This window comes from Pseudarthrobacter sp. NPDC058119, from assembly GCF_042884655.1.
Taxonomy (GTDB): Bacteria; Actinomycetota; Actinomycetes; order Actinomycetales; family Micrococcaceae; genus Arthrobacter.
Genome location: NZ_JBHVTN010000003.1, coordinates 435,018 through 454,699, shown reverse-complemented (window position 1 = coordinate 454,699; position 19,682 = coordinate 435,018). Strand labels below are relative to the sequence as shown.

Annotated in this window: 16 protein-coding genes; 11 read left to right on the top strand and 5 right to left on the bottom strand. The window is 67.7% G+C overall.

What is annotated here, in order from left to right:
* Window positions 1–362 precede the first annotated feature (362 nt).
* The 4 genes from ACFVTD_RS09950 to ACFVTD_RS09935 all read left to right on the top strand — a co-directional run bounded on the left by ACFVTD_RS09950 (window position 363) and on the right by ACFVTD_RS09935 (window position 5,987).
* Window positions 363–647, top strand: a complete 285-nt coding sequence (locus ACFVTD_RS09950) for an HU family DNA-binding protein (RefSeq protein ID WP_011693739.1) — start codon at window positions 363–365, stop codon at window positions 645–647.
* A 114-nt stretch (window positions 648–761) separates the two neighbouring features.
* On the top strand, window positions 762–2,924 hold the full coding sequence (locus ACFVTD_RS09945) for a cytochrome c oxidase assembly protein (protein ID WP_387561689.1): 2,163 nt from the start codon (window positions 762–764) through the stop codon (window positions 2,922–2,924).
* Window positions 2,924–4,948, top strand: coding sequence for an NHL domain-containing thioredoxin family protein (locus ACFVTD_RS09940; protein WP_387561686.1), 2,025 nt, complete (start codon window positions 2,924–2,926; stop codon window positions 4,946–4,948). The genes ACFVTD_RS09945 and ACFVTD_RS09940 overlap by 1 nt, the downstream gene beginning before the upstream one ends.
* A 169-nt stretch (window positions 4,949–5,117) precedes the next feature.
* Window positions 5,118–5,987, top strand: coding sequence for a type IV toxin-antitoxin system AbiEi family antitoxin domain-containing protein (locus ACFVTD_RS09935; protein WP_387561683.1), 870 nt, complete (start codon window positions 5,118–5,120; stop codon window positions 5,985–5,987).
* Window positions 5,988–6,056: 69 nt separating this feature from the next.
* Here ACFVTD_RS09935 and ACFVTD_RS09930 read toward each other — a convergent pair whose 3' ends face one another.
* The 4 genes from ACFVTD_RS09930 to ACFVTD_RS09915 all read right to left on the bottom strand — a co-directional run bounded on the left by ACFVTD_RS09930 (window position 6,057) and on the right by ACFVTD_RS09915 (window position 11,514).
* Complete coding sequence (locus tag ACFVTD_RS09930) at window positions 6,057–7,049, bottom strand: hypothetical protein (RefSeq protein ID WP_387561680.1); 993 nt, start codon at window positions 7,047–7,049, stop codon at window positions 6,057–6,059.
* A gap of 144 nt (window positions 7,050–7,193) precedes the next feature.
* Entirely contained in the window at window positions 7,194–8,948 is a 1,755-nt protein-coding gene (locus tag ACFVTD_RS09925; RefSeq protein ID WP_387561677.1) for a helicase HerA-like domain-containing protein, read from the bottom strand.
* 48 nt (window positions 8,949–8,996) lie between these two features.
* Entirely contained in the window at window positions 8,997–9,548 is a 552-nt protein-coding gene (locus ACFVTD_RS09920; protein WP_387561674.1) for a GNAT family N-acetyltransferase, read from the bottom strand.
* A 4-nt stretch (window positions 9,549–9,552) separates the two neighbouring features.
* Window positions 9,553–11,514 (bottom strand): FAD/NAD(P)-binding protein, encoded by a 1,962-nt coding sequence (locus ACFVTD_RS09915; RefSeq protein ID WP_387561671.1) that lies wholly within the window; start codon window positions 11,512–11,514, stop codon window positions 9,553–9,555.
* 278 nt (window positions 11,515–11,792) lie between these two features.
* Here ACFVTD_RS09915 and ACFVTD_RS09910 point away from each other — a divergent pair, with 278 nt between their 5' ends.
* From ACFVTD_RS09910 to ACFVTD_RS09880, 7 genes are read left to right on the top strand one after another with little or no spacing between them, the layout of a single operon-like run.
* Complete coding sequence (locus ACFVTD_RS09910) at window positions 11,793–12,821, top strand: amino acid ABC transporter permease (protein ID WP_387561668.1); 1,029 nt, start codon at window positions 11,793–11,795, stop codon at window positions 12,819–12,821.
* Complete coding sequence (locus tag ACFVTD_RS09905) at window positions 12,821–13,630, top strand: amino acid ABC transporter ATP-binding protein (RefSeq protein WP_387561665.1); 810 nt, start codon at window positions 12,821–12,823, stop codon at window positions 13,628–13,630. The genes ACFVTD_RS09910 and ACFVTD_RS09905 overlap by 1 nt, the downstream gene beginning before the upstream one ends.
* Window positions 13,631–13,639: 9 nt before the next feature.
* Entirely contained in the window at window positions 13,640–14,656 is a 1,017-nt protein-coding gene (locus tag ACFVTD_RS09900) for a transporter substrate-binding domain-containing protein (RefSeq protein ID WP_387561662.1), read from the top strand.
* Window positions 14,653–15,486: a DUF1684 domain-containing protein gene (locus tag ACFVTD_RS09895; RefSeq protein WP_387561659.1), complete on the top strand. Its 834-nt coding sequence runs from the start codon at window positions 14,653–14,655 to the stop codon at window positions 15,484–15,486. Before ACFVTD_RS09900 ends, ACFVTD_RS09895 begins: the two co-directional genes overlap by 4 nt.
* Window positions 15,483–16,544: an LLM class flavin-dependent oxidoreductase gene (locus ACFVTD_RS09890; protein ID WP_387561656.1), complete on the top strand. Its 1,062-nt coding sequence runs from the start codon at window positions 15,483–15,485 to the stop codon at window positions 16,542–16,544. The genes ACFVTD_RS09895 and ACFVTD_RS09890 overlap by 4 nt, the downstream gene beginning before the upstream one ends.
* A 12-nt stretch (window positions 16,545–16,556) precedes the next feature.
* Window positions 16,557–17,930, top strand: a complete 1,374-nt coding sequence (locus ACFVTD_RS09885; protein WP_387561653.1) for an NtaA/DmoA family FMN-dependent monooxygenase — start codon at window positions 16,557–16,559, stop codon at window positions 17,928–17,930.
* Between the two features lie 32 nt (window positions 17,931–17,962).
* Complete coding sequence (locus tag ACFVTD_RS09880; protein ID WP_387561651.1) at window positions 17,963–18,112, top strand: hypothetical protein; 150 nt, start codon at window positions 17,963–17,965, stop codon at window positions 18,110–18,112.
* 209 nt (window positions 18,113–18,321) lie between these two features.
* On the opposite strand, the gene dctA is transcribed toward ACFVTD_RS09880, so the two are convergent.
* Window positions 18,322–19,632 carry a C4-dicarboxylate transporter DctA gene (gene dctA, locus ACFVTD_RS09875; RefSeq protein WP_387561648.1) on the bottom strand — a complete coding sequence of 437 codons (1,311 nt, stop codon included), beginning with the start codon at window positions 19,630–19,632 and terminating at the stop codon, window positions 18,322–18,324.
* Window positions 19,633–19,682 lie beyond the last annotated feature (50 nt).

Below are 19,682 nucleotides of genomic sequence, written 5' to 3'. Positions count from 1 at the left end.
GAGTAGGTCACCGCCGGAACAACTATTACTGGTCGAGGCCCCGAACCACACGGTTCGGGGCCTCCCACATTTAAACCCGGCATACCCGACACCACCCGGCCCCAGCCCCACGCACCCCACCATGCAGCCCACGGAAAGACGCCACCCGCCGTCGTACTCTTCCTACGAGCGTGTGCCGCCGGAAGCCGCGCAACGGGCGAGGAGGGTGGAAACCCCTTGAAATCCGGTGATTAACCTCAAAAAATGGCGGAAACACGCGGAATTTGCGGCCCGCAACCGCCCAAGCTGGTAAGTTTTCGAACAGTGGCCTGCGCGCATGCCGCGTGCAGGCTCCAGAATCAGAACCGTCCAGGAGGACATCAATGGCTAAGAACCGTAGTGAACTTGTTGCAGAGGTAGCTGGCAAGGCCGGCACCAGCCAGGCTGCCGTCAACTCCGTCCTCGACGCACTGTTCGAGGTTTTCGAGACTTCTGTCGCCGCCGGCGAGAAGATCACCATCCCGGGCTGGCTCGCCGTCGAGCGTACCGACCGTGCAGCCCGCACCGGCCGCAACCCGCAGACCGGCGAGACCATCCAGATTGCAGCAGGCCACAGCGTCAAGCTGACCGCCGGCTCCAAGCTGAAGGCTGCTGTCTCCAAGAAGTAGAGCTTATTCCCAGCCGGCATGCAGCCGGCCGGAAAAGGAGCGGCAACCCCCGGGTTGCCGCTCCTTGGCGTTTAACCCGGATTCGCCGCCCGGGCGGGCGTAGCGGACAATGGGATGGTGTCTTCTGCCGCAAAACCCCGTTCCACCCCGCCACACTCCAGCCCTGGCAAGGGAGCTGCGGTCCGGGACGCCGGAACCCGGGGGATCCCGGTTCCCTGGCAACTGGCGGGCCTGGCAGCGCTCTTCCTGGGCCTTGCAGCGGCACTAATCTTCTCAGGCGCTGCAGCGGCCCGCAGCGTCGCGGATCCGGGCGCCCTGGTCCGTTGGGGACTGCCCATCAGCAAGGCCATCCACAACGTGTCCCTGGCGACCGTTGTCGGCGGCCTGGTGTTCGCCGTCGGCATCCTGCCCAAGAACCTCAACGCGCGTGGACGGGACCGGGAAGCCTCCGCGGGCGGCGGGGCACCTGAACATCCCGCCTTCACCCGCGTCCTCGCCGTGGCGGCCGTTGCGGGTGCGGTGTGGACCCTGTCCGCCATCGCGGTCCTGGTCCTGACCTACGCAGACGTGGCCGGGCAGGGACTATCGGGCGATCCTGCCTTCACGCAGGCCCTGGTGTATTTCATGACGGACATCGATACCGGCCGGGCCTGGCTCGCCGTCACCATCATCGCTGCAATCGTGACAACGGCGCTCTTCGGCGTCAGGTCCCTCGGTGGCTTGGCCCTCACCCTCATCCTGGCCCTCATCGGCCTGGTGCCCACGGCCCTGATCGGACACTCCTCCAGTTCCTCGGACCACGAGGGCGCCATCAACTCGCTCGGCCTGCACCTGCTCGGCGTCAGCACATGGGTGGGCGGCATCATCATTCTGGCCCTGCTCTCCGGAATCCTGACGGGGCCCAAAGCCGGTGCGGCCTCTGACATCACCGAACCCACGCTCAAGCGGTTCTCCACCCTGGCCGGCTTCGCCTTTGTGCTGGTCTTCGGCTCCGGGATCATCAACGCCAGCATCCGCGTCACCAGCTGGGCGGACCTCTTCGGTTCCGCCTACGGGCAGCTGATCCTGGCCAAGACCGCGGGCGCGGTGGTGCTGGGCGGCATCGGCTTCATGCACCGGCAGTGGGTCATCCCGCAGCTGGGCCGCAAGGGAGCCACCATGTCCTCGCGGCGCGTGCTGTGGCAGTTGATCCTGGCGGAGCTGCTGGTCATGGGGGCCACCTCGGGTATCGCCGTGGCGCTGGGCCGCTCAGCGCCGCCGCAGCCCACGGAGCTGGCACCCAACGCCTCGCCCGCCTTCATCCTCAGCGGCTACGAGCTGGCCCCCGAGCTGACTCCCGAACGCTGGCTCACCGAGTGGCGCCTGGACTGGATCTGGGTCGGCGTGGCCCTCTTCGGCCTGGTCGCCTACTTCCTGGGCGTTGCCAAGGTCCGCCGGCGGGGAGACTCCTGGCAGTGGTTCCGGTCCGTGAACTGGGTCATTGGCCTGGTGGTGCTGACCTACATCACGTCCGGGCCGCCGTCGGTCTATGGCCGCATCCTGTTCTCCGCCCACATGGTGGACCACATGGCACTGACCATGGTGGCTCCGATCTTCCTGGTGCTCGGCGCTCCGGTGACCCTGGCCCTCCGCGCCCTCCCCGCCCGCGGCGACGGCTCACGCGGTGCCCGCGAGTGGCTCCTGGTCTTCGTGCACTCGAAGTTCTCGCAGCTGGTCACCCATCCGCTGTTCGCGGCGGCCAACTTCGCCGGCTCCATCATCCTGTTCTACTACTCGGACCTGTTCGGCTACGCGATGCGCGATCACGTGGGCCACGAGCTGATGAACCTGCACTTCCTGCTGACCGGCTACATTTTCGTGCTGACGATGATCGGCACGGACCCGTTGCCGCGCCGTGCACCGTACCCCATGCGGCTGCTGCTGCTCCTGGCCACCATGGGATTCCACGCCTTCTTCGGCGTGTCCATCATGGGCGGGACCGGGCTCCTGGCCGCGGACTACTTCGGCAACCTGGGCCGCGCCTGGGGACCGTCGGCCCTGGCCGACCAGCAGGCCGGCGGCGCCGTGGCCTGGGGCATCGGCGAAGTGCCCACCCTGCTGGTGGCGATCGGCGTCGCCATCATGTGGTCCAGGTCCAGCCAGCGGGAGGCGACACGCGTGGACCGGGCGGCCGACAGGAATAACGACGCCGAACTGACTGCTTACAACGATATGTTTGCCAAATTGGCCGAACGCGACGCCAAGCTGGCTGAACGCAACAAGCTGGAAGGACGCTGATGAGCGAAACCGTACGCACCCATGCCCGGGTCCGGGCCTCCGAACTGGTGGGCCGCAACTGGCTGAACACCGGCGGCAAGTCCCTGGACCTTGAAGCCCTGCGCGGCAAGATCGTCCTGCTCGACTTCTGGACCTTCTGCTGCATCAACTGCCTGCACGTCCTCGATGAGCTGCGGCCGTTGGAGCAGCAGTACTCCGACGTACTGGTCACCGTCGGTGTCCACTCGCCCAAGTTCGAGCATGAGGCCGACCCGGTGGCGCTGGCGGCTGCCGTGGAGCGCTACGAGATCCACCACCCCGTCCTGGACGACCCCGAGCTGGACACCTGGAAGGCCTACACGGCCCGCGCCTGGCCCACCCTGGTGGTCATCGACCCCGAGGGCTACATTGTGGCGCACCTCTCCGGCGAGGGCCACGCGGACGGCCTCGCCGTGCTCATCCCCGAGCTGATCGCCGAGCACGAGGCCAAGGGCACCCTGCACCGCGGCTCCGGCCCGTACGTGGCGCCCGAAGCGACCTCCGGCACACTGCGCTTCCCGGGCAAGGCACTCTTCCTCCCGCCGGGACGCGGTTCCACTGCTTTGGCTGGAACGGCCGACGCCGGGACGCCAGCAGGTGCCGCGGCTGCCGTTGCTGCGGAGAAGGGTTCCTGGCTGGTCACCGACACCGGGCACCACCGCCTGGTGGAACTCGGCACCGACTTCGAAACCGTCCTGGCCACCTTCGGCTCGGGCACCAAGGGCTACGCCGACGGCCCCGCCGCCGGGGACACCGCCAGCGCCCAGTTCAACGAGCCGCAGGGCCTGGTCCTGCTGCCGGAAGACGTGGCAGCCAAGGCTGGCTACGACGTCGTCATTGCCGACTCGGTCAACCACCGCCTGAGGGGGCTCTCACTCACGGACGGCAAGGCCTCCACCCTGGCCGGAAACGGCATCCAGCGCCTGCTGGAGACGGGCCCGGCGCGGGTGGACGAGGAGGGCGCAGGCTTCAGCGGCTCGCTGGGCACCGACCCGCTGGATGTTGCGCTGAGCTCGCCGTGGGACGTCGTCTGGTCGCGCAAGCTCAATGCGGTGGTGGTGGCCATGGCCGGCACGCACCAGATCTTCAGCTTCGACCCCGTTACCGGCGCGGTGTCCATCATCGCCGGCAATGGCCTGGAAGGGCTGCTGGACGGGCCCGCCCACGAGTCCTGGTTCGCGCAGTCTTCCGGCCTGGCTGAAGACGCCGACGGCAACATCTGGGTGGCTGACTCCGAAACCTCGGCACTCCGCAAGCTGGTCATCGCCGACGACGCGTCCATCACCGTGGAGTCCGCCGTCGGCAAGGGCCTGTTCGACTTCGGCTTCCGCGACGGCCCCGCCGCCGAAGCCCGCCTGCAGCACCCGCTCGGCGTGACTGTCCTGCCCGACGGTTCCGTGGCCATCGCGGACACCTACAACGGAGCCGTACGCCGCTACGACCCCGCGTCCGGAACGGTTTCAACGCTGGCCCGCGGACTCGCCGAGCCATCCGACGTCATTGTGGACCACACGGAATCCGCCGGCTCGGAGCCCCTGCTGGTGGTGGTCGAGGCCAACAAGCACCAGCTGGTCTACGTGCCCATCCCCAAGGAAGCGCAGCAGGTGGACGAGGGCGCATCGCAGACCCAGCGGCCCAAGAGCCCGGTCGCGCCCGGCACGCTGGACCTGACCGTCCGCTTCACCGCTCCCACCGGGCAGAAGCTTGATGACCGCTGGGGCGACCCGACGCAGCTGAAGATCTCCTCCACGCCGCCCGAGTTGCTGGTGGCCGGCGGTGGCACCTCGGTGGGACTCCTCCGCACCCTGGAGCTGTCCCCGGACGTTCCCGAGGGCGTGCTGCACATTACCGCCCGCGCCGCGGCGTGCGACGGCCCCGAGACCGAAGACGGCGAAATCCCCGACCACGCCGCCTGCCACCTCTACCAGCAGGACTGGGGCATCCCGGTGGTCCTGCAGGCCGACGGCGACACCGAACTGGTCCTGGACCTCCGCGGGATGGACTGACCCGGCCCAGGTCTTGCCGAACTGGCCCGGTTTTCAGATTGCTAAAGCCTAAAAACCGGGCCAGTTCCGTTTCAGCGGCCCGAAAACTGGGCCAGTTCGGGGCGCTTGTTTGTCCACATGGCGTCGCGGATGCCTGCCGCCGGCCACGCGGAGCAGACATTGTGGCGTGATGGAACCTGCAGACATTCTCAAATCGGCCGGGGGAGTGCTGCTGCGGCGTGACGTGGCCGCCGCCGGGGCAACGGAGAGGGACATCAACCGTGCCATCCGGACTGGATCGGTGGTGCGGCTGGAGCGCGGGCTGCTGGCCGCTCCGGACGCTGGACCAGACGTGGTGGCTGCAGGGCGAGTCCGGAGCCTCCTGACATGTGCCTCGGCCGCCTCGCATTACGGACTATGGCAGCTTCAACCGGCTGCCCGGCCGCACTACTGGCAAAGCAACGGAAGAAGCACCGTCCGCTGTGTAAGCCACCGGCTACCCCTGACGCAGCGGGCAGCTCACCGGACCCTGGCCGCACTTCCCGACGTCCTGCTTCACGCGTTGCTGTGCCTGCCCGAACTTGAGTCGCTGGTGATGGTGGAGTGTGCCTACAACAGGGGAGACATTGAGCCGTCCTCATTGTTGCAGCACCTGAAGGGCAACCGGTCAGGCAAGGCACGCAATGTTGTGTCCAAGGTCGAACGGGGCGCAGACTCTCTTTTGGAAACGCTGGCCCGGGTGCTGTTCCGGGATGCCGGCATAGCCACCGAGACCCAGGTGTGGATAGAGGGAATCGGCCGTGTGGACTTCCTGCTGGAGGGTTTCCTCATCGTGGAAATTGACGGGCTCGCCTTCCACCTTGAACCACGCCAGTTCAAAAAGGACCGCCGCAGGGACAACCAAGCGGTACGTCACGGTCTTCCGGTGCTCAGGTTCTTCTATGACGATGTGGTTTACGCCCCGGAGTCCGTGCTGGCACAGGTCCGGGAGGTACTGGCACGCGGGTCACTGCGGTGGCCGCACCGGAACCAGCCCAGTTTTCGGCGCGATTGGGTTTAGGACAGTGGAGAACACGGCAGGCGTGGCGTCAAAACTGGGCCAGTCCGGGCCTAGGCGGAGGCCGGGACCCTAGAAGCTCAGCTGCGGGGTGACCTTGACCGTGTCACCGGTGACGTCCAGCCGGGTGGTGAAGCTGAAGTCCACCTCGGCGTCCAGCGGGTACCAGGCACCGGTGAAGGAGTTCTGCTGGAGCGCCTCCACCTTGGCCTTGCCGTCCAGCGGGGACACCACCCACCGGCCGTCGAAGGGTTCCACCGATACACCCGGGTACTCGGTGACGGTCCACTTGATGGTGCCGTCCTGGACCCGGTTGTTGCTGGCGTAATAGAAGGGGCAGTCCGGCTGGAGCTTCTGTTCCTTGACGGCCTCGGCCGCGCAGCCGTCCAGGAATTCCCGGACCTTGGCCGCAACATCGTTCTTCAGCTTGTCCGTTGCCTGGGTCAGCAGGTTCAGCGGCGCCACCGGGGCGTCCTTGGCGGTCACCGTGGCCCGGGTGGCGGGAGCGGAGAAGTACTGCCCGTTAAGGGAGGCTTCGTACTCGCCCGGATAAAAGACGGCGAAGGAATTGCGGCCGTTGGGCATGTTCACCGGGACGCCGTTCACCGCTGCCTCATTGCCGTTGACCACGGTGATGTCGACGGTGGGCAGCCGCGACGGCACGAAGGCCCAGGTGTTGAAGAACAGCCACTCCGTACCGGTCTTCTGCAGCAGGAATTCGGTGTGCAGCCGGCTGCCGTCAATGGTGTATTCCATCGGGACCATGACCTGGTTCCCGGGGCGTTCCTCGGGATCGCCGATATTCACATTCGTGACGCGGGACGCGGACGTCTGCAGCCCGGGACCGTCCAGCATGGCGGCGTTGCTGGGCGGAACAGCGGCCCGCAGAATCCCCAGCGCACGCCCGCCGTCCCCGCTCTTCAGCGCGTCCAGGTATTCCCTGACGGGCTGCTGCGGACTGGCCACCGTATTGTTCACCACGTTGATGGCCACCACGGCTCCGGCAACGGCAAGCATGAGGCCCAGCAACCATCCGGCTGCGATCCTCACCAACGCTTGACTCATCTGCACGTTCTACACAGTAACGTCAGTGCGGACGCACACTAAAGTTGGGGTCCCCCCTAATCTGCCGGGCAATACCCCATTGACGCCCGACGGCGGGGTGCAGGGACAGCGCGCACGGGCGCCCTGGGCAGCGTCCCGGCAGGGTCAGCGGCGACGGCGCCGGGACGACGTTCCGAACACGCCGCGGAGCAGTTCGCGTCCCAGCTGGGTGCCCACGGACCGCGCCATGCTCTTCAGCCCGCCGCCCAGCGCACCGCCGAGGACGCCGCCCAGGTCACCCATCATGCCGCCGGATTGTGGCTCCGGCCGGCGGGTCTGGGCTTTCGGAGCCCGCGGTGCCCTGCCGCTCGGGCTGGATGGTTCAATGTCCGCGGGCTCGTGGTATTGCGGTTCGGGGGCCTGGGCGGGCCTGCTGCTGGGCCGGCCCAGGATTTCCTCCTCGATCCGGCGGGCCTCGGCGTCCACGTCGTAAGCGCCCGTTGTTGAAGGTGCGCTGGCAGGCGCGCTGGCGGCGGGTGCAGATGCCGCCGGGCCCGTGGGGGCTGCGGCCTTGCCGGTGAGCTTCTCGTAGGCGGAGGGGTTGTCCACCGTGGTCCCGTACTTGCCGAGCAGGGCGGAGCCGGCCACCGTGCTCCGGACCAGCGCTTCCTCGCTTGGACCCATGACGGATTCCGGGGCGCGCAGCCGGGTGAGGGCCACCGGCGTGGGCGCGCCTTTTTCGTTCATGACGGTGATGACGGCCTCGCCAATGCCCGCCGACGTCAGGGTCTCTTCCAGGTCGTAGTCGCTGACCGGGAACGTGGACACCGTGGCCTTGAGCGCCTTGGCGTCCTCCGGGGTGAAGGCGCGCAGGGCGTGCTGGACCCGGTTGGCCAGCTGGCCCAGGACGTCGGCGGGGACATCCTTGGGGGTCTGGGTAACGAAGAAGATGCCCACACCCTTGGACCGGATCAACCGGACGGTGGTGGTGATGGCGTCCAGGAAGGCCTTGGTGGCGCCGTTGAAGAGCAGGTGCGCCTCGTCCAGGAAGAACACGAGCTTGGGCTTGTCCAGGTCGCCGGCCTCGGGGAGGTCCTCGAACAGGTCCGCCAGCAGCCACATCAGGAACGTGGAAAACAGCATGGGCTTGGTCTGCAGGGTGGGCAGTTCCAGGCAGGTGACTACGCCTCGCCCGTCGGGGGCGGTGCGCAGCAGCTCGGCCGTGTCGAATTCCGGCTCCCCGAAGAACTTCTCCAGCCCCTGCGCTTCCAGGTTCACGATCTCCCGCAGGATCACGCCGGCGGTGGCCTTGGACAGTCCGCCGAGTTCCTCCAGCTTGTCCTTGCCCTCGTCCGAGGTGAGGAACTGGATGACGGCGCGGAGGTCCTTGAGGTCGATCAGCTCAAGGCCGTTCTTGTCCGCGAAGTAGAAGACGAGCTGCAGGCTGGATTCCTGCGTGTCATTCAGTTCCATGATCCGCGAAAGCAGGACGGGACCGAAGGAGGTCACCGTGGCGCGGACCGGGACGCCGTTGCCGTCGCCGCCGAGTGCCAGGAACTCCACGGGGAACGTCTTGCCCGCCCATGCCTGGCCGATGCTGTCCGTGCGGGCCTTGAGCTTGTCGCTGCCGACGGCGGCAGTCGCCAGGCCGGAGAGGTCCCCTTTGATGTCGGCCAGGAACACGGGAACGCCCGCCGTGGAGAGCTGTTCGGCCATCATGTGCAGTGTGACGGTCTTGCCGGTTCCGGTGGCGCCGGCCACGAGTCCGTGCCGGTTCATCATGGCCAGCGGCAGGCGCACCGGCGCATCCTTGTGGAGTTCGCCGTCGATGATGGCGGCTCCCAGTTCGATGGTGGCGCCTTCCAGCATGTAGCCCTGCTGGATGGTGGCAAGCTTCTCTGCTGTGGTTTTGGTGGCCATGGCGCTAGCTTAGCGGCGGCTGCCCCGGATGCGGTGGGATCCGGGCGGTCAGTTCTTCCGTGCGTCCCCCGGGACAGTGGCCAGCTCCTTGGTGAAGGCCAGCGGCCCGATGGTTTCCGGATCTGCCGCCAGGTTGAACTGCGCTTGGTATCCCGTGGTGAGGTAGAGGTGCTTGGCCTCCGGCTGCCGCGGCCCGGTGGTCAGGTACAGCCGGGCGTAGCCGCGGGCTGCGGCGAGGGCTTCGAGCTCGGCGAGTACCAGCCGGGCTAAACCACGACGGCGGTGGGCCGAGTGCGTCCAGATCCGCTTCAGTTCCGCCGTGGTGGGGTCGTACCGGCGGAACGCCCCGCCGGCGATCGAGTTCCCGTCCTCCTGGACTATCAGGAGCGCGCCGTCCGGTCCCTCGAATTCGGCGGCCGGGTAGCGGTTGAGCTCGTCCGCAGCGGCAGACCGCCCGAACAGGTCCCCATAGCGGGTGTCATATTCGACGGCGAGCTCGTCCAGCAGCGGCCGGACCCGCGGATCGTGCATGGGCAGGCTGAGGACCGACAGCCTGGCGGGATCGAGGGGGCGGGGCTTGAGGTGAGGTTCTGCGGTCATGGTGCTATTTCTTTCCGATGGCGGCTGGTTCTGGAGTTATTGTGCCCCGCGCGGTGGGCACATCGGTGGCCGGGCCCTGGGCGGCGATGTCCCGGGCAACGCCGAGGATGGTCCGGGCCAGGGCGTCGTTCTCCCGGAACGGCGCGGCGTTGGTGTGGGGCCGGGCGAAGGCGCCGGCACCCCAGCCGGATGTTCCCGGCCCGACGGCGAACAGGGTGGCCTGCGCCCGGCCGTCCGCGTCCACCAGATGGTGCCCGGAAGAGACCAGCAGCTTCCCGGTGGAGTGAATACCGTCCGAGGTCAGCAGTTGCTGCTCGGTGCCCAGCCCGCCGTCGTACAGCGAAGAAAGCACCGGGTTGAGGGAGCGGGCCACCGATGGGGCCGGCAGCCGCGCCTCGACCAGCGCGGTGGCGGAAACCGAAACCCCGGACTGCGGGGAGGCGGCGCGGAAAGTTCCCGTTTCCTCATCAAGGGTGACCTCCAGGCCGGGGCCCAGGAACTGCAGCAGCCCCGCGCGGTGCAGCGCCAGCATCTGGCGGAGGCGGTGCGGCGGCGGACCGGAGTCCACGAAGCTGAAGAAGCCATGCCACCAGCCGTGGATGACCTGCTGGGACCTGGCATTGAGCCGCTCGGGCGGGACTACGCGCCCCACCTCCATGTACACGTGCAGCAGGGCCAGGAACAGGGCCAGGGTTTCCGGATGGTCCGGGCTGTCCCGCAAAGAGAGATCGTTCCCTATGTACCCGGCCACGGCGTCCTGCAGTTCCTGGTGGCCGGCGAAGTGGACACCATCGAAGGGCCGGTCCAGCCGTTCCAGGTCCAGGTGCAGCCCGGTGTCCGGGACGGCGGCGGCCACCAGTTCCGTGCGCGCGCCGCTGTACCAGTCCACCTCCGCATAACGGGCGGCAAACTCTTCCCATTCCATGGCCGCGCGCTTCGGGGTGCCGGTCAGGAGTTCGCGGTAGTAGCAGTACCCGGCTTCCTTGGCGATCAGCGGCCAGAGGTGTTGCCGGAAGTCCAGTTCGCCGTGGGCGTCCAGGAGGGCATCCACGGCGGCAGCAGTAAAGAAGCGCAGCGGCCCCGGGGCCTGGCCGCGCAGGGAAGCGGAAATCTTGGAGTGGTACGGAACGCCGCGGCGCGACCCTGCCCACAGCCGTGGTTCCTTCCCGGACGGAAGGTAGCGCAGCCCGTCGTCGTCCGTTTCCTCGAACCTGCCGCCGCGCCCCTCCATGAGGAGGACCAGCAGGTCAACGAAGGCCAGGCCCATCCCGGCGACGATGACGTCCTGCCCGGCAGCGATGGGGGAGTATTCGACGTCGGTGGTGTAGCTGGGCGCCGCGTGGTAGGCGCCGTGCCGGGCGGCGAAGTCCGAGAATCCGGCCGAGACTGCGTCAGGCCGGGAGTCGGTATGCCCCAGGGCGGTGACGACGATGTCTGCGCGCAGCCTCCGGCCATTGGCCAGCTCCACCTCATGGCCGCCATCCACGGCGGCGATGCCGAGGGCGGTGGTCCGGTGGACCGTCACACTGCGGCCCAGCGATTTGGCAGCCCGGCGGAAGAACCACTCCAAATACTGGCTCTGCAGTTGGCGGGTGGGGAAGGTAGTTCCGGTCAGCGCGCGGAGCTGGTCCCACAGTTGCTGCGGGAAGTCCGGGACGTCGATGATCGAGGCGTCCAGGACGCCGGCGGCCCACTCTGCCAAACCGGGCCCGGTGGCGGCAGGGCCGGCGCAGTCCACGGACGCATCCGTGAACATGGTGATGTCCGCCGCCACGGAGTTGAGCAGGAGGCCGGGGTCCTGGTCATACCGCCAAATGCGGCCCGAACCCGGGACGTGCGGCTCCACCACATGGATCCGCAGCGGGCCGGCGAAGACGTCCGGCCGGTTGGCCGCGATCCGTTCCAGCACGCCGGCCGTGCGCGGTCCGCCGCCGATGAAGACGATGGCCGGGATGGTGGCTGGCATGGCTGCTCCTGACGGCGGGGGCTGGATTGAGTGCCCATGCTAGGCAACCGTGACGACGGCGGTCGAGCACCTGTTCACGGCCGTTAACTCCGCGTCACGGCGCGTTACGGGACGCAAAAAACCGACTCATGACGCCGTACGAAGCCCCGTGAACTATTGCAACCTGCCGCCTTGCTGGCCCGTTCCGGCCGGTCCTAGATTTGCAGCCAGCAACGGGCCGCATGGTCCCGGCAAGGCCAACGGCCCAACCGAACCCACGACGAGAAACGAGGTGGCACATGAGTTCAGCAGCAACGACGGTGGCGCAGTCGCAACAGCCGCAGCCGGCACCGCCGGCGGAAACGCCACCGACAACCGGACGGCCGGAAGACAGGGCGGCCGCCCGGCAGGCCCCCGACTACTCGTCCTACCGGGTAGTGGCAGCAAAGCATCCGTGGCGCTGGGTGGGGACTGCCGTCGTCGCGCTCGGCGTCCTGGCGGTGGCGTGGTCCCTGGCCACCAACCCGCGCTGGGAGTGGGGCGTGGTGGCGCAGTGGTTCACGGCGCAGTCGGTGGTCAACGGCCTGGTGGAGACGCTGAAGCTGACCGCCATTTCCGGCATTCTCGGGTTCGTGCTCGGCTTCGTCCTGGCGCTTATGCGGCTTTCCGCGTCGCCGCTGCTGGTCTCGGTGTCCTGGACGTTCTCCTGGATCTTCCGGTCCACCCCGCTACTGGTCCAGATGCTGCTTTGGTACAACCTGGGCTACCTGTACGAGAAAATCAGCCTGGGAATCCCGTTCACGGACGTCCGGTTCTTCGAGGTCCAGACCACCACACTGATCAGCCAGTTTGCGGCAGCAGTGCTGGGCCTGACCCTGAACCAGGCCGCCTACTCGGCGGAGATCATCCGCGGCGGCATCCTCTCGGTGGACCAGGGCCAACTGGAAGCCGCGGCTGCCCTGGGCATCCCGGCCTGGCGCCGTTCCACCAGGATCGTGCTGCCGCAGGCCATGCGGGCCATCCTGCCCACCGCGTTCAACGAGATCATCGGCCTGGTCAAGGGCACCTCGATCGTTTACGTCCTGGCCTACTCCGAGCTGTTCTACACGGTGCAGGTCATCTACAACCGCACGCAGCAGGTCCTGCCGCTGCTGCTGGTTGCCACCCTCTGGTACATCGTGATCACCTCCGTGCTGAGCGTCTTCCAGTACTACATCGAACGGCACTACTCCAAGGGCGCGGTGCGTAACCTGCCGCTGACGCCCCTGCAGAAGGCCCGCAAATTCTTCGCCACCCACGCGGCTGTCCCCACCCGGAGGAACTTCTGATGACTGAGACCCTTACCGCCCCGACCGCCACCCGCGGACTGGTGGAGATCACCGGAGTCCGCAAGTCCTTCGGCGCCACGGAGGTCCTCAAGGGCGTCAGCCTCACCGTGGAACCGGGTGGCGTGGCAGTGATCGTGGGCCCGTCCGGCTCCGGCAAGTCCACCCTGCTGCGGACCATCAACCACCTGGAAAAGGTGGACGGTGGCCACATCACCATCGACGGGCAGCTGGTGGGCTATGAGGTCCGCGGCGACCGGCTGCACGAGCTGCGCGAAAAGGACATCCTGAAACAGCGCACCGAAATCGGCATGGTGTTCCAGAACTTCAACCTGTTCCCGCACCTCACCGCGCTGGAGAATGTGGCGGAAGCGCCGGTGGTAGCCCAGGGCCGCTCCAAGGCGGAAGCCCGCCGCCGCGGCCTGGAATTGCTGGACCGGGTGGGCCTCAAGGACCGCGCCGATGCCTACCCGCGCCAGCTCTCCGGGGGCCAGCAGCAGCGCGTGGCGATTGCCCGCGCGCTGGCCCTGGACCCCAAGATCCTGCTGTTTGACGAGCCCACCTCCGCCCTTGACCCCGAGCTGGTCAACGAGGTCCTCGACGTGATCCGCGAACTCGCCAAGTCCGGGACCACGCTGATCATCGTCACCCACGAGATGGGCTTCGCCCGCGACGTGGCGGACACCGTGGTGTTCATGGACCAGGGCCAGATCGTGGAACAGGGCACCCCGCAGGACATCTTCAGCAACCCCCAGGAACCGCGCACCCGGAGCTTCTTCTCCAAGGTGCTGGAACCGGCCTTCAACATCTAAGGAACTCCCATGGCTTTCCCCACCAGCCGCCGCCCCGCCCTCGCGGCGCGTCCCGCCGTCGTACTCCTCGGCACCGCGCTCCTTGGTTCAGCCGCGCTCGCCGGCTGCGCTGACCCCGGCGCCTCCGCCGCCGGCAATCCCACCGGAGGGGCGCAGACGACGGCGGCCCGCAACGGCGTGGTCTACAACACTTCCCCGGACCAGCAGCGGATCCGGGCGGAGAAGGACGCGGCGCTCGCCGCCAAGGTCCCGGAGCTGATCGGCAAGGACGGCAAGCTCACCGTCGCCACCACCGCCGGGTCCATCCCGCTGTCCTTCCACGCCACGGACGACAAGACGCCCATCGGCTCCGAGCTGGATATCGCCCAGCTGGTGGCGGACAAGCTGGGCCTGGAGCTGGATGTGCAGGTCACGTCCTGGGAGAACTGGCCGCTGAAGACCCAGTCCGGCGACTTCGAAGCCGTGTTCTCCAACGTGGGCGTGAATAAGGACCGGGTGAAACTGTTCGACTTCGCCAGCTACCGGGCCGCGTACATGGGGTTCGAAGCGAAAAAGTCCTCCACCTACGACATCAAGGGTTCGGACGACATTTCCGGCCTGAAGATCTCCGTGGGCTCCGGCACCAACCAGGAGAAGATCCTGCTGGCCTGGAACAAGGAGTTGGAGGCCAAGGGCAAGGCGCCGGCCACGCTGCAGTACTACTCGTCCGACGCCGACACCATCCTGGCGCTGTCCTCCGGCCGGACGGACCTGAACATCGCGCCGTACCCGTCCACCGTGTACCGCGAAAACACCCGTGATGACCTCAAAGTGGTGGGGAAAGTCAACGCCGGTTGGCCGTCCGAAACTTTGGTGGCCGCGACCACGCTGCGCGGCAACGGGCTCGCACCGGTAATTTCCGAGGCGCTGAACGAGGTCATCCAGGACGGCTCCTACGGGAAGGTCCTGGAACGCTGGGGCCTGTCCGAGGAAGGCCTGCCGGAGTCCAAGACCATCACCCAGGAAACGTTTGGAGCTGCGAAATGAGCACGTCTACCGGCACAGCCCTCGAAACCTTCGACGCCGACTGGCAGGCATGGCACGCGGCGCACGAGCAGCAACGGGCGCACCCGCACGGTTTCCTGGCGGTGACGCACCTGCACTGGCTGGGCGACGAACCCTCGCGGCTGGACGGTGCCCCGGGCACCTGGAGCGTGGCGGCCGACGTCGTCCGCGTGGTTTTGGCGCCGGGTGACATTTTGCAGCGGGACGGCAGGGAACTGAACACCCCGGCCGGCGCATCGCTGGAGTTCGGCCCCATCGAGGAGCGCGGCGGCATCAACCTGGTGTCCGGCGAGACGGTGATCGAACTGGCCAAGCGCGGCGGTGAGTACATCGTGCGGCCGCGTCATCCGGAAAACCCGCTCCTGCAGGAGTACCAGGGCACGCCCGCCTACTCGCCCGATGCGGCGTACGCGGTGCGCGGAACCTTCGTGCCGTTCGACTCGCCGCGGCCCACCACCGTGGGTGCCGCCGTCGAGGGCATCCAGCATGTGTACGAGGCGCCGGGCGAGATCCGCTTCAAGCTGGCCGGGCAGGAACTAGCGCTGACCGCGTTCAACGGCCATGCCCCGGGCTCGCTGTCGGTCCTGTTCACGGACCAGACCTCGGGCAAGACCACGTACGCGGCCAATCGGTCCCTCTCCGTGGTGCCCGCCGCCGACGGATCCGTGCTGCTGGATTTCAACCGGGCCGTGAACCTGCCGTGCGCCTACACGGACCTGGCCACGTGCCCGCTCCCACCGGCCGAAAACCGGCTGCCCGTGGCCATCGAGGCTGGCGAAAAGATTCCCTACGAACGTCAGGACCAGCAGTGACTACCTTTGAAAAGCCGGGATTCCTGGCGATCGAGCTCGACGGCGCCGGCTGGGACGGTGCGGACCTCACCCGGGCCGTGCTGGCAGCAGAGTCCGCGGGCTTGCACGCCGCCACCTTCACCGACGCGCCCGCACCGGGACGTGCCAACGCCCTGCAGCGGGCGGCGTTCGCCGGGCCAATTTCCCGGACCATCGCCCTGGTCCCCGAAGTTGACACTGTATATACGGAGCCGTTCCACGTTTCCACGCAGCTGGCCAGCCTGGACTACGTCTCCGGGGGCCGCGCCGGGTGGATCGTCACGGCCGTTGAGGCACCCGAGGCTGCCGCCGCCGTCGGGCGTCCCTCCGTCACTGGGGCAGCGCTGGGCCAGGAGGCCGCGGCGTCCATCGAGGTGTCCCGCCGGTTGTGGGATTCCTGGGAGGACGACGCAGTGATCCGCGATGTCGCCACCGGCCGGTACATCGACGTGGACAAGCTGCACTATGCGGACTTTGAAACGCCTGCTGGCTTTGCCGGCGCCGGCTATTCCGTGAAAGGGCCGTCCATCATTCCGCGGCCGCTGCAAGGTCAGCTGCCGGTGCTGGCCCCTGCTTCGCTGATTGGCGAAGTGCCGGTGGAGGCCGTGGACGCAGTGCTGGTATCCGCCCCGACGCCGGAACTTCTCGCTGCCGAGGCGCGGGACGTGCGGGCCCGCGTGGGTGCCGGCGTTGCGGTCGTGGCTGAGCTCGACGTCGTGCTGGACTCCCGCGGGCAGGCCGCGGCGGCCCGGGGTGCTTCGTTCGACGGCGGGCGGGCGGCTTACGCAGGGTCCGCAGCCGGGCTCGCGGATTTCCTCGCCGACCTTTTAGAGGAGGCGGACGGCGTGCGGCTGCACCCGGCGTCGCTCTTTGTTGACCTGGACGAACTTGGCCGCCTGGTGCTGCCGGAACTGCGCCGCCGCGGGGCACTGCGCCCGGTGGTGCAGGACGGCACCTTCCGCGGCCTGCTGGGCCTGGACCGCCCGGCCAGCCGCTACGCAACCGCCTCCGCCGCGCCCGCCGCCGCCGCCGGAAAGTAAGGGGAAAATCCAATGACACAGCACATCCGTGCTAAATCCGATGTCTTTACGCCGAGCGGCCAGATCCAGTTCGGCGTCTTCTTCCAGGGGGTCAATTCCGGCACCATCTGGAAGGCCCCCGAATCGGGGTCGCAGACGGACTTCGAATCCTTCCGCCGCATCGCCCAGACCGCCGAGCGCGGGCTCTTCGCCGCGTTCTTCCTGGGTGAGGGACTGCGCCTGCGCGAACACCTGGGCCGCCCGCACGCGCTGGACGTGGTGGGCCGCCCGGACGCGCAGACCATGCTGGCCGCCCTGGCGTCCGTCACGAAGAACATCGGGCTGGTGGCCACCCAGAACACCACCTACAACGATCCTGCGGACCTGGCCCACCGGCTGGCATCGCTGGACCTGATCTCCGGCGGGCGTGCCGCGTGGAACATCGTGACCACGGACAACGCCTGGACCGGGGCGAACTTCCGCCGCGGAGGGTACCTGGACCACGCCGACCGGTACAAGCACGCAGAGGCGTTCGTGGAGACGGCCAAGCGGATCTGGGATTCGTGGGAAACGCCGGACGGTCCCGCCCGCCGGGTGCTCCATGAGGGCCGGCACTACACGGTGGACGTGACGCCTCGGCTGCCGCGCAGCGCCCAGTACCGGCCGGTGCTGTTCCAGGCCGGGGACTCGCCGGAGGGCCGCAACTTCGCCGCACGTCAGGCGGACGTGATCTTCTCCGCCCACCCAAAGTTCGATGACGCCGTGGAGTTCCGCAGGGACCTCGTGGAGCGGTCCCTGGCCGCCGGGCGCGGGGCCAACGCCGTGCAGATCATGCCGGCCAGCGAGTTCATCCTGGCGCCGACCGATGCCGAAGCGCTGGAGAAAAAGGAGTGGGTGCGGAGCCTGCAGATCGGCCCGCAGCAGGCCATCGCTTACCTGGAGCAGTTCTGGGGCCGCGAGCTGTCCGCCTTTGATCCCGACGGCCCGCTGCCGGCGATCGATCCGGTGGTGGAGGAGACGTCCGAAACGCGGGGCAGTGGCTTCCACGGTGCCAAGGCGCGGCAGTTGGCCGACCAGTGGCGTGCCGAGGCCAAGGACAAGGGGCTGTCCATCCGGCAGTTCGTCACCTCGAAGACGGCCCGGATCGACGCCACCTTCACCGGCTCCTACACGGCCGTGGCGGACCACCTGGCCGAATATGCCCGTGTGGGCGCCGTCGACGGGTTCAACATCTCGCCGTGGCTGGTCCCCACCGGCCTGGACGACATCGTGAACCACCTGGTCCCGGAGCTGCAGGAACGCGGCGTCTACCCCACGGAGTACCGTGGCGCCACGCTCCGCGAAAACCTGGGGCTGGAGACGCCGGTGCGTTCCGCGGATGAGGCTGTTGAGGCGGTCCGCGCGTAATGCGCTGGGCGGTCTTTGCCGGGAGGCCCGGCATGGCTGTGGCAGCTGGTTTCGCTGGAAGGGACGACGACGGCGTCACGGCGGGTGCCGCCGTCGACCCTTCCGCGGGGGCTGGCGCTGTTGTGGCTGGCCCGTCCGGGACCGTCACCCTCCAGCTGACGATATGGGAGCAGTGGCTCTAGGCCCTGCCGTCCCTAGTCGGTTTCCGGGCTTTGGCAGTAGAAGCAGGTGCCGGCGTCGCAGTCTTCCGCTGTGTCCTGCTCCGTTTGGCGCTCACTCATGACGGTCCTTTCCGTGGGGGGGTGTGTGAAGTAGTACCCCTTGCAAGGGTTTGCCCGGGACCCCTGCTGGGATCCCGGGCAAACACTGGGGGTGGTGGCCTGCCGGCCGGTCAGTGGGCCAGGGCCGGTTCGGCCAGCTGCACCTTTTCCGCCTCGGTGGGCACGAAGCCGGCCTGGAGCTCGGAGCGGAGCTTGGCCATGTCCAGCTCGCCCTGCCACTTGGCGATTGCCACGCAGGAGACGATGTTGCAGACCGTGCTGGTGAGCGCGCGGGCCTCGCTCATGAAGCGGTCGATGCCAACGATGAGGGCCACGCCGGCCACCGGCAGGGTGGGCATGACCGTCAGGGTCGCCACCAGGGCCACAAAGCCGCTTCCGGTGACGCCGGCCGCGCCCTTGGAGGTCAGCAGCATCATGCCGAGCATCAGCAGGATCTGGCCCCAGCTGAGGTGGATGTCGCAGGCCTGGGCGATGAACATGGAGGCAAGCGTGAGGTAGATCGCTGTTCCGGTCAGGTTGAAGGAGTAGCCGGTGGGGACCACCAGGCCTACAACGCTGCGGTCGCAGCCGATCCGCTCGAGCTTGGACAGCAGGCGCGGCAGGACCGGTTCGCTGGAGGAGGTGGCCAGGACGATCAGGAATTCGTCCTTGAAGTAGCGCAGAATCTGCCACAGGCTGAAGCCCGTCACCTTGGCCAGGATGCCCAGGCCCACCGCCACGAAGACGATGCAGGCGGCGTAGAACGCAAGGATCAGCATGCCGAGGTTGCCGATGGAGTGGGCGCCGTACTTGCCCACCGTGAAGGCCATGGCCCCGAAGGCGCCCAGCGGGGCTACCTTCATGATGTAGCCGAACATGATGAAGAGCAGCTTGTTGAAGCTGTTGACCACGTCCAGTGCCAGCTTGCCGGGTGCGCCGAGCTTGCTGAAGGCGAAGCCGCACAGCAGGGCAATGACCAGCACGGGCAGGACTTCACCGTCGGCGAAGGCACCGACGAACGTGGTGGGGATGATGCTCAGGATGAAGTCCACGGGGTTGCTGCTGGGCAGCTGCGTGGTGTACTTCTGCGCCACCGAGGAGTCCAGGTGCGTGGGGTCGATGTGCATGCCGGCGCCGGGCTGGAACAGCGTCACCGCGGCCAGGCCCAGGGCCAGGGCGAGTGCGGTCAGTGCGTAGAAGAGGCCCAGCGAACGGATCAGTGTGGGGCCCACCTTCCTGGTGTCCCGCAGGGAGGTGATTCCTCCGACGATGGTGCAGAACACGATGGGGGCGATCATGAACTTCACGAGTTTCACGAAGCCGTCGCCGATGGGCTTGAGGGATGCGCCGAGGTCCGGCCACAGTGCGCCGACAACGACGCCGAGTGCGACTCCGATAAGTACCTGGACATACAGGTGTCCGAGGATGGATTTGATCTTCATTGAACAACTTCCTGGTTGGTGCGGCCCCTTAATGATGGGGCAAAGAGACA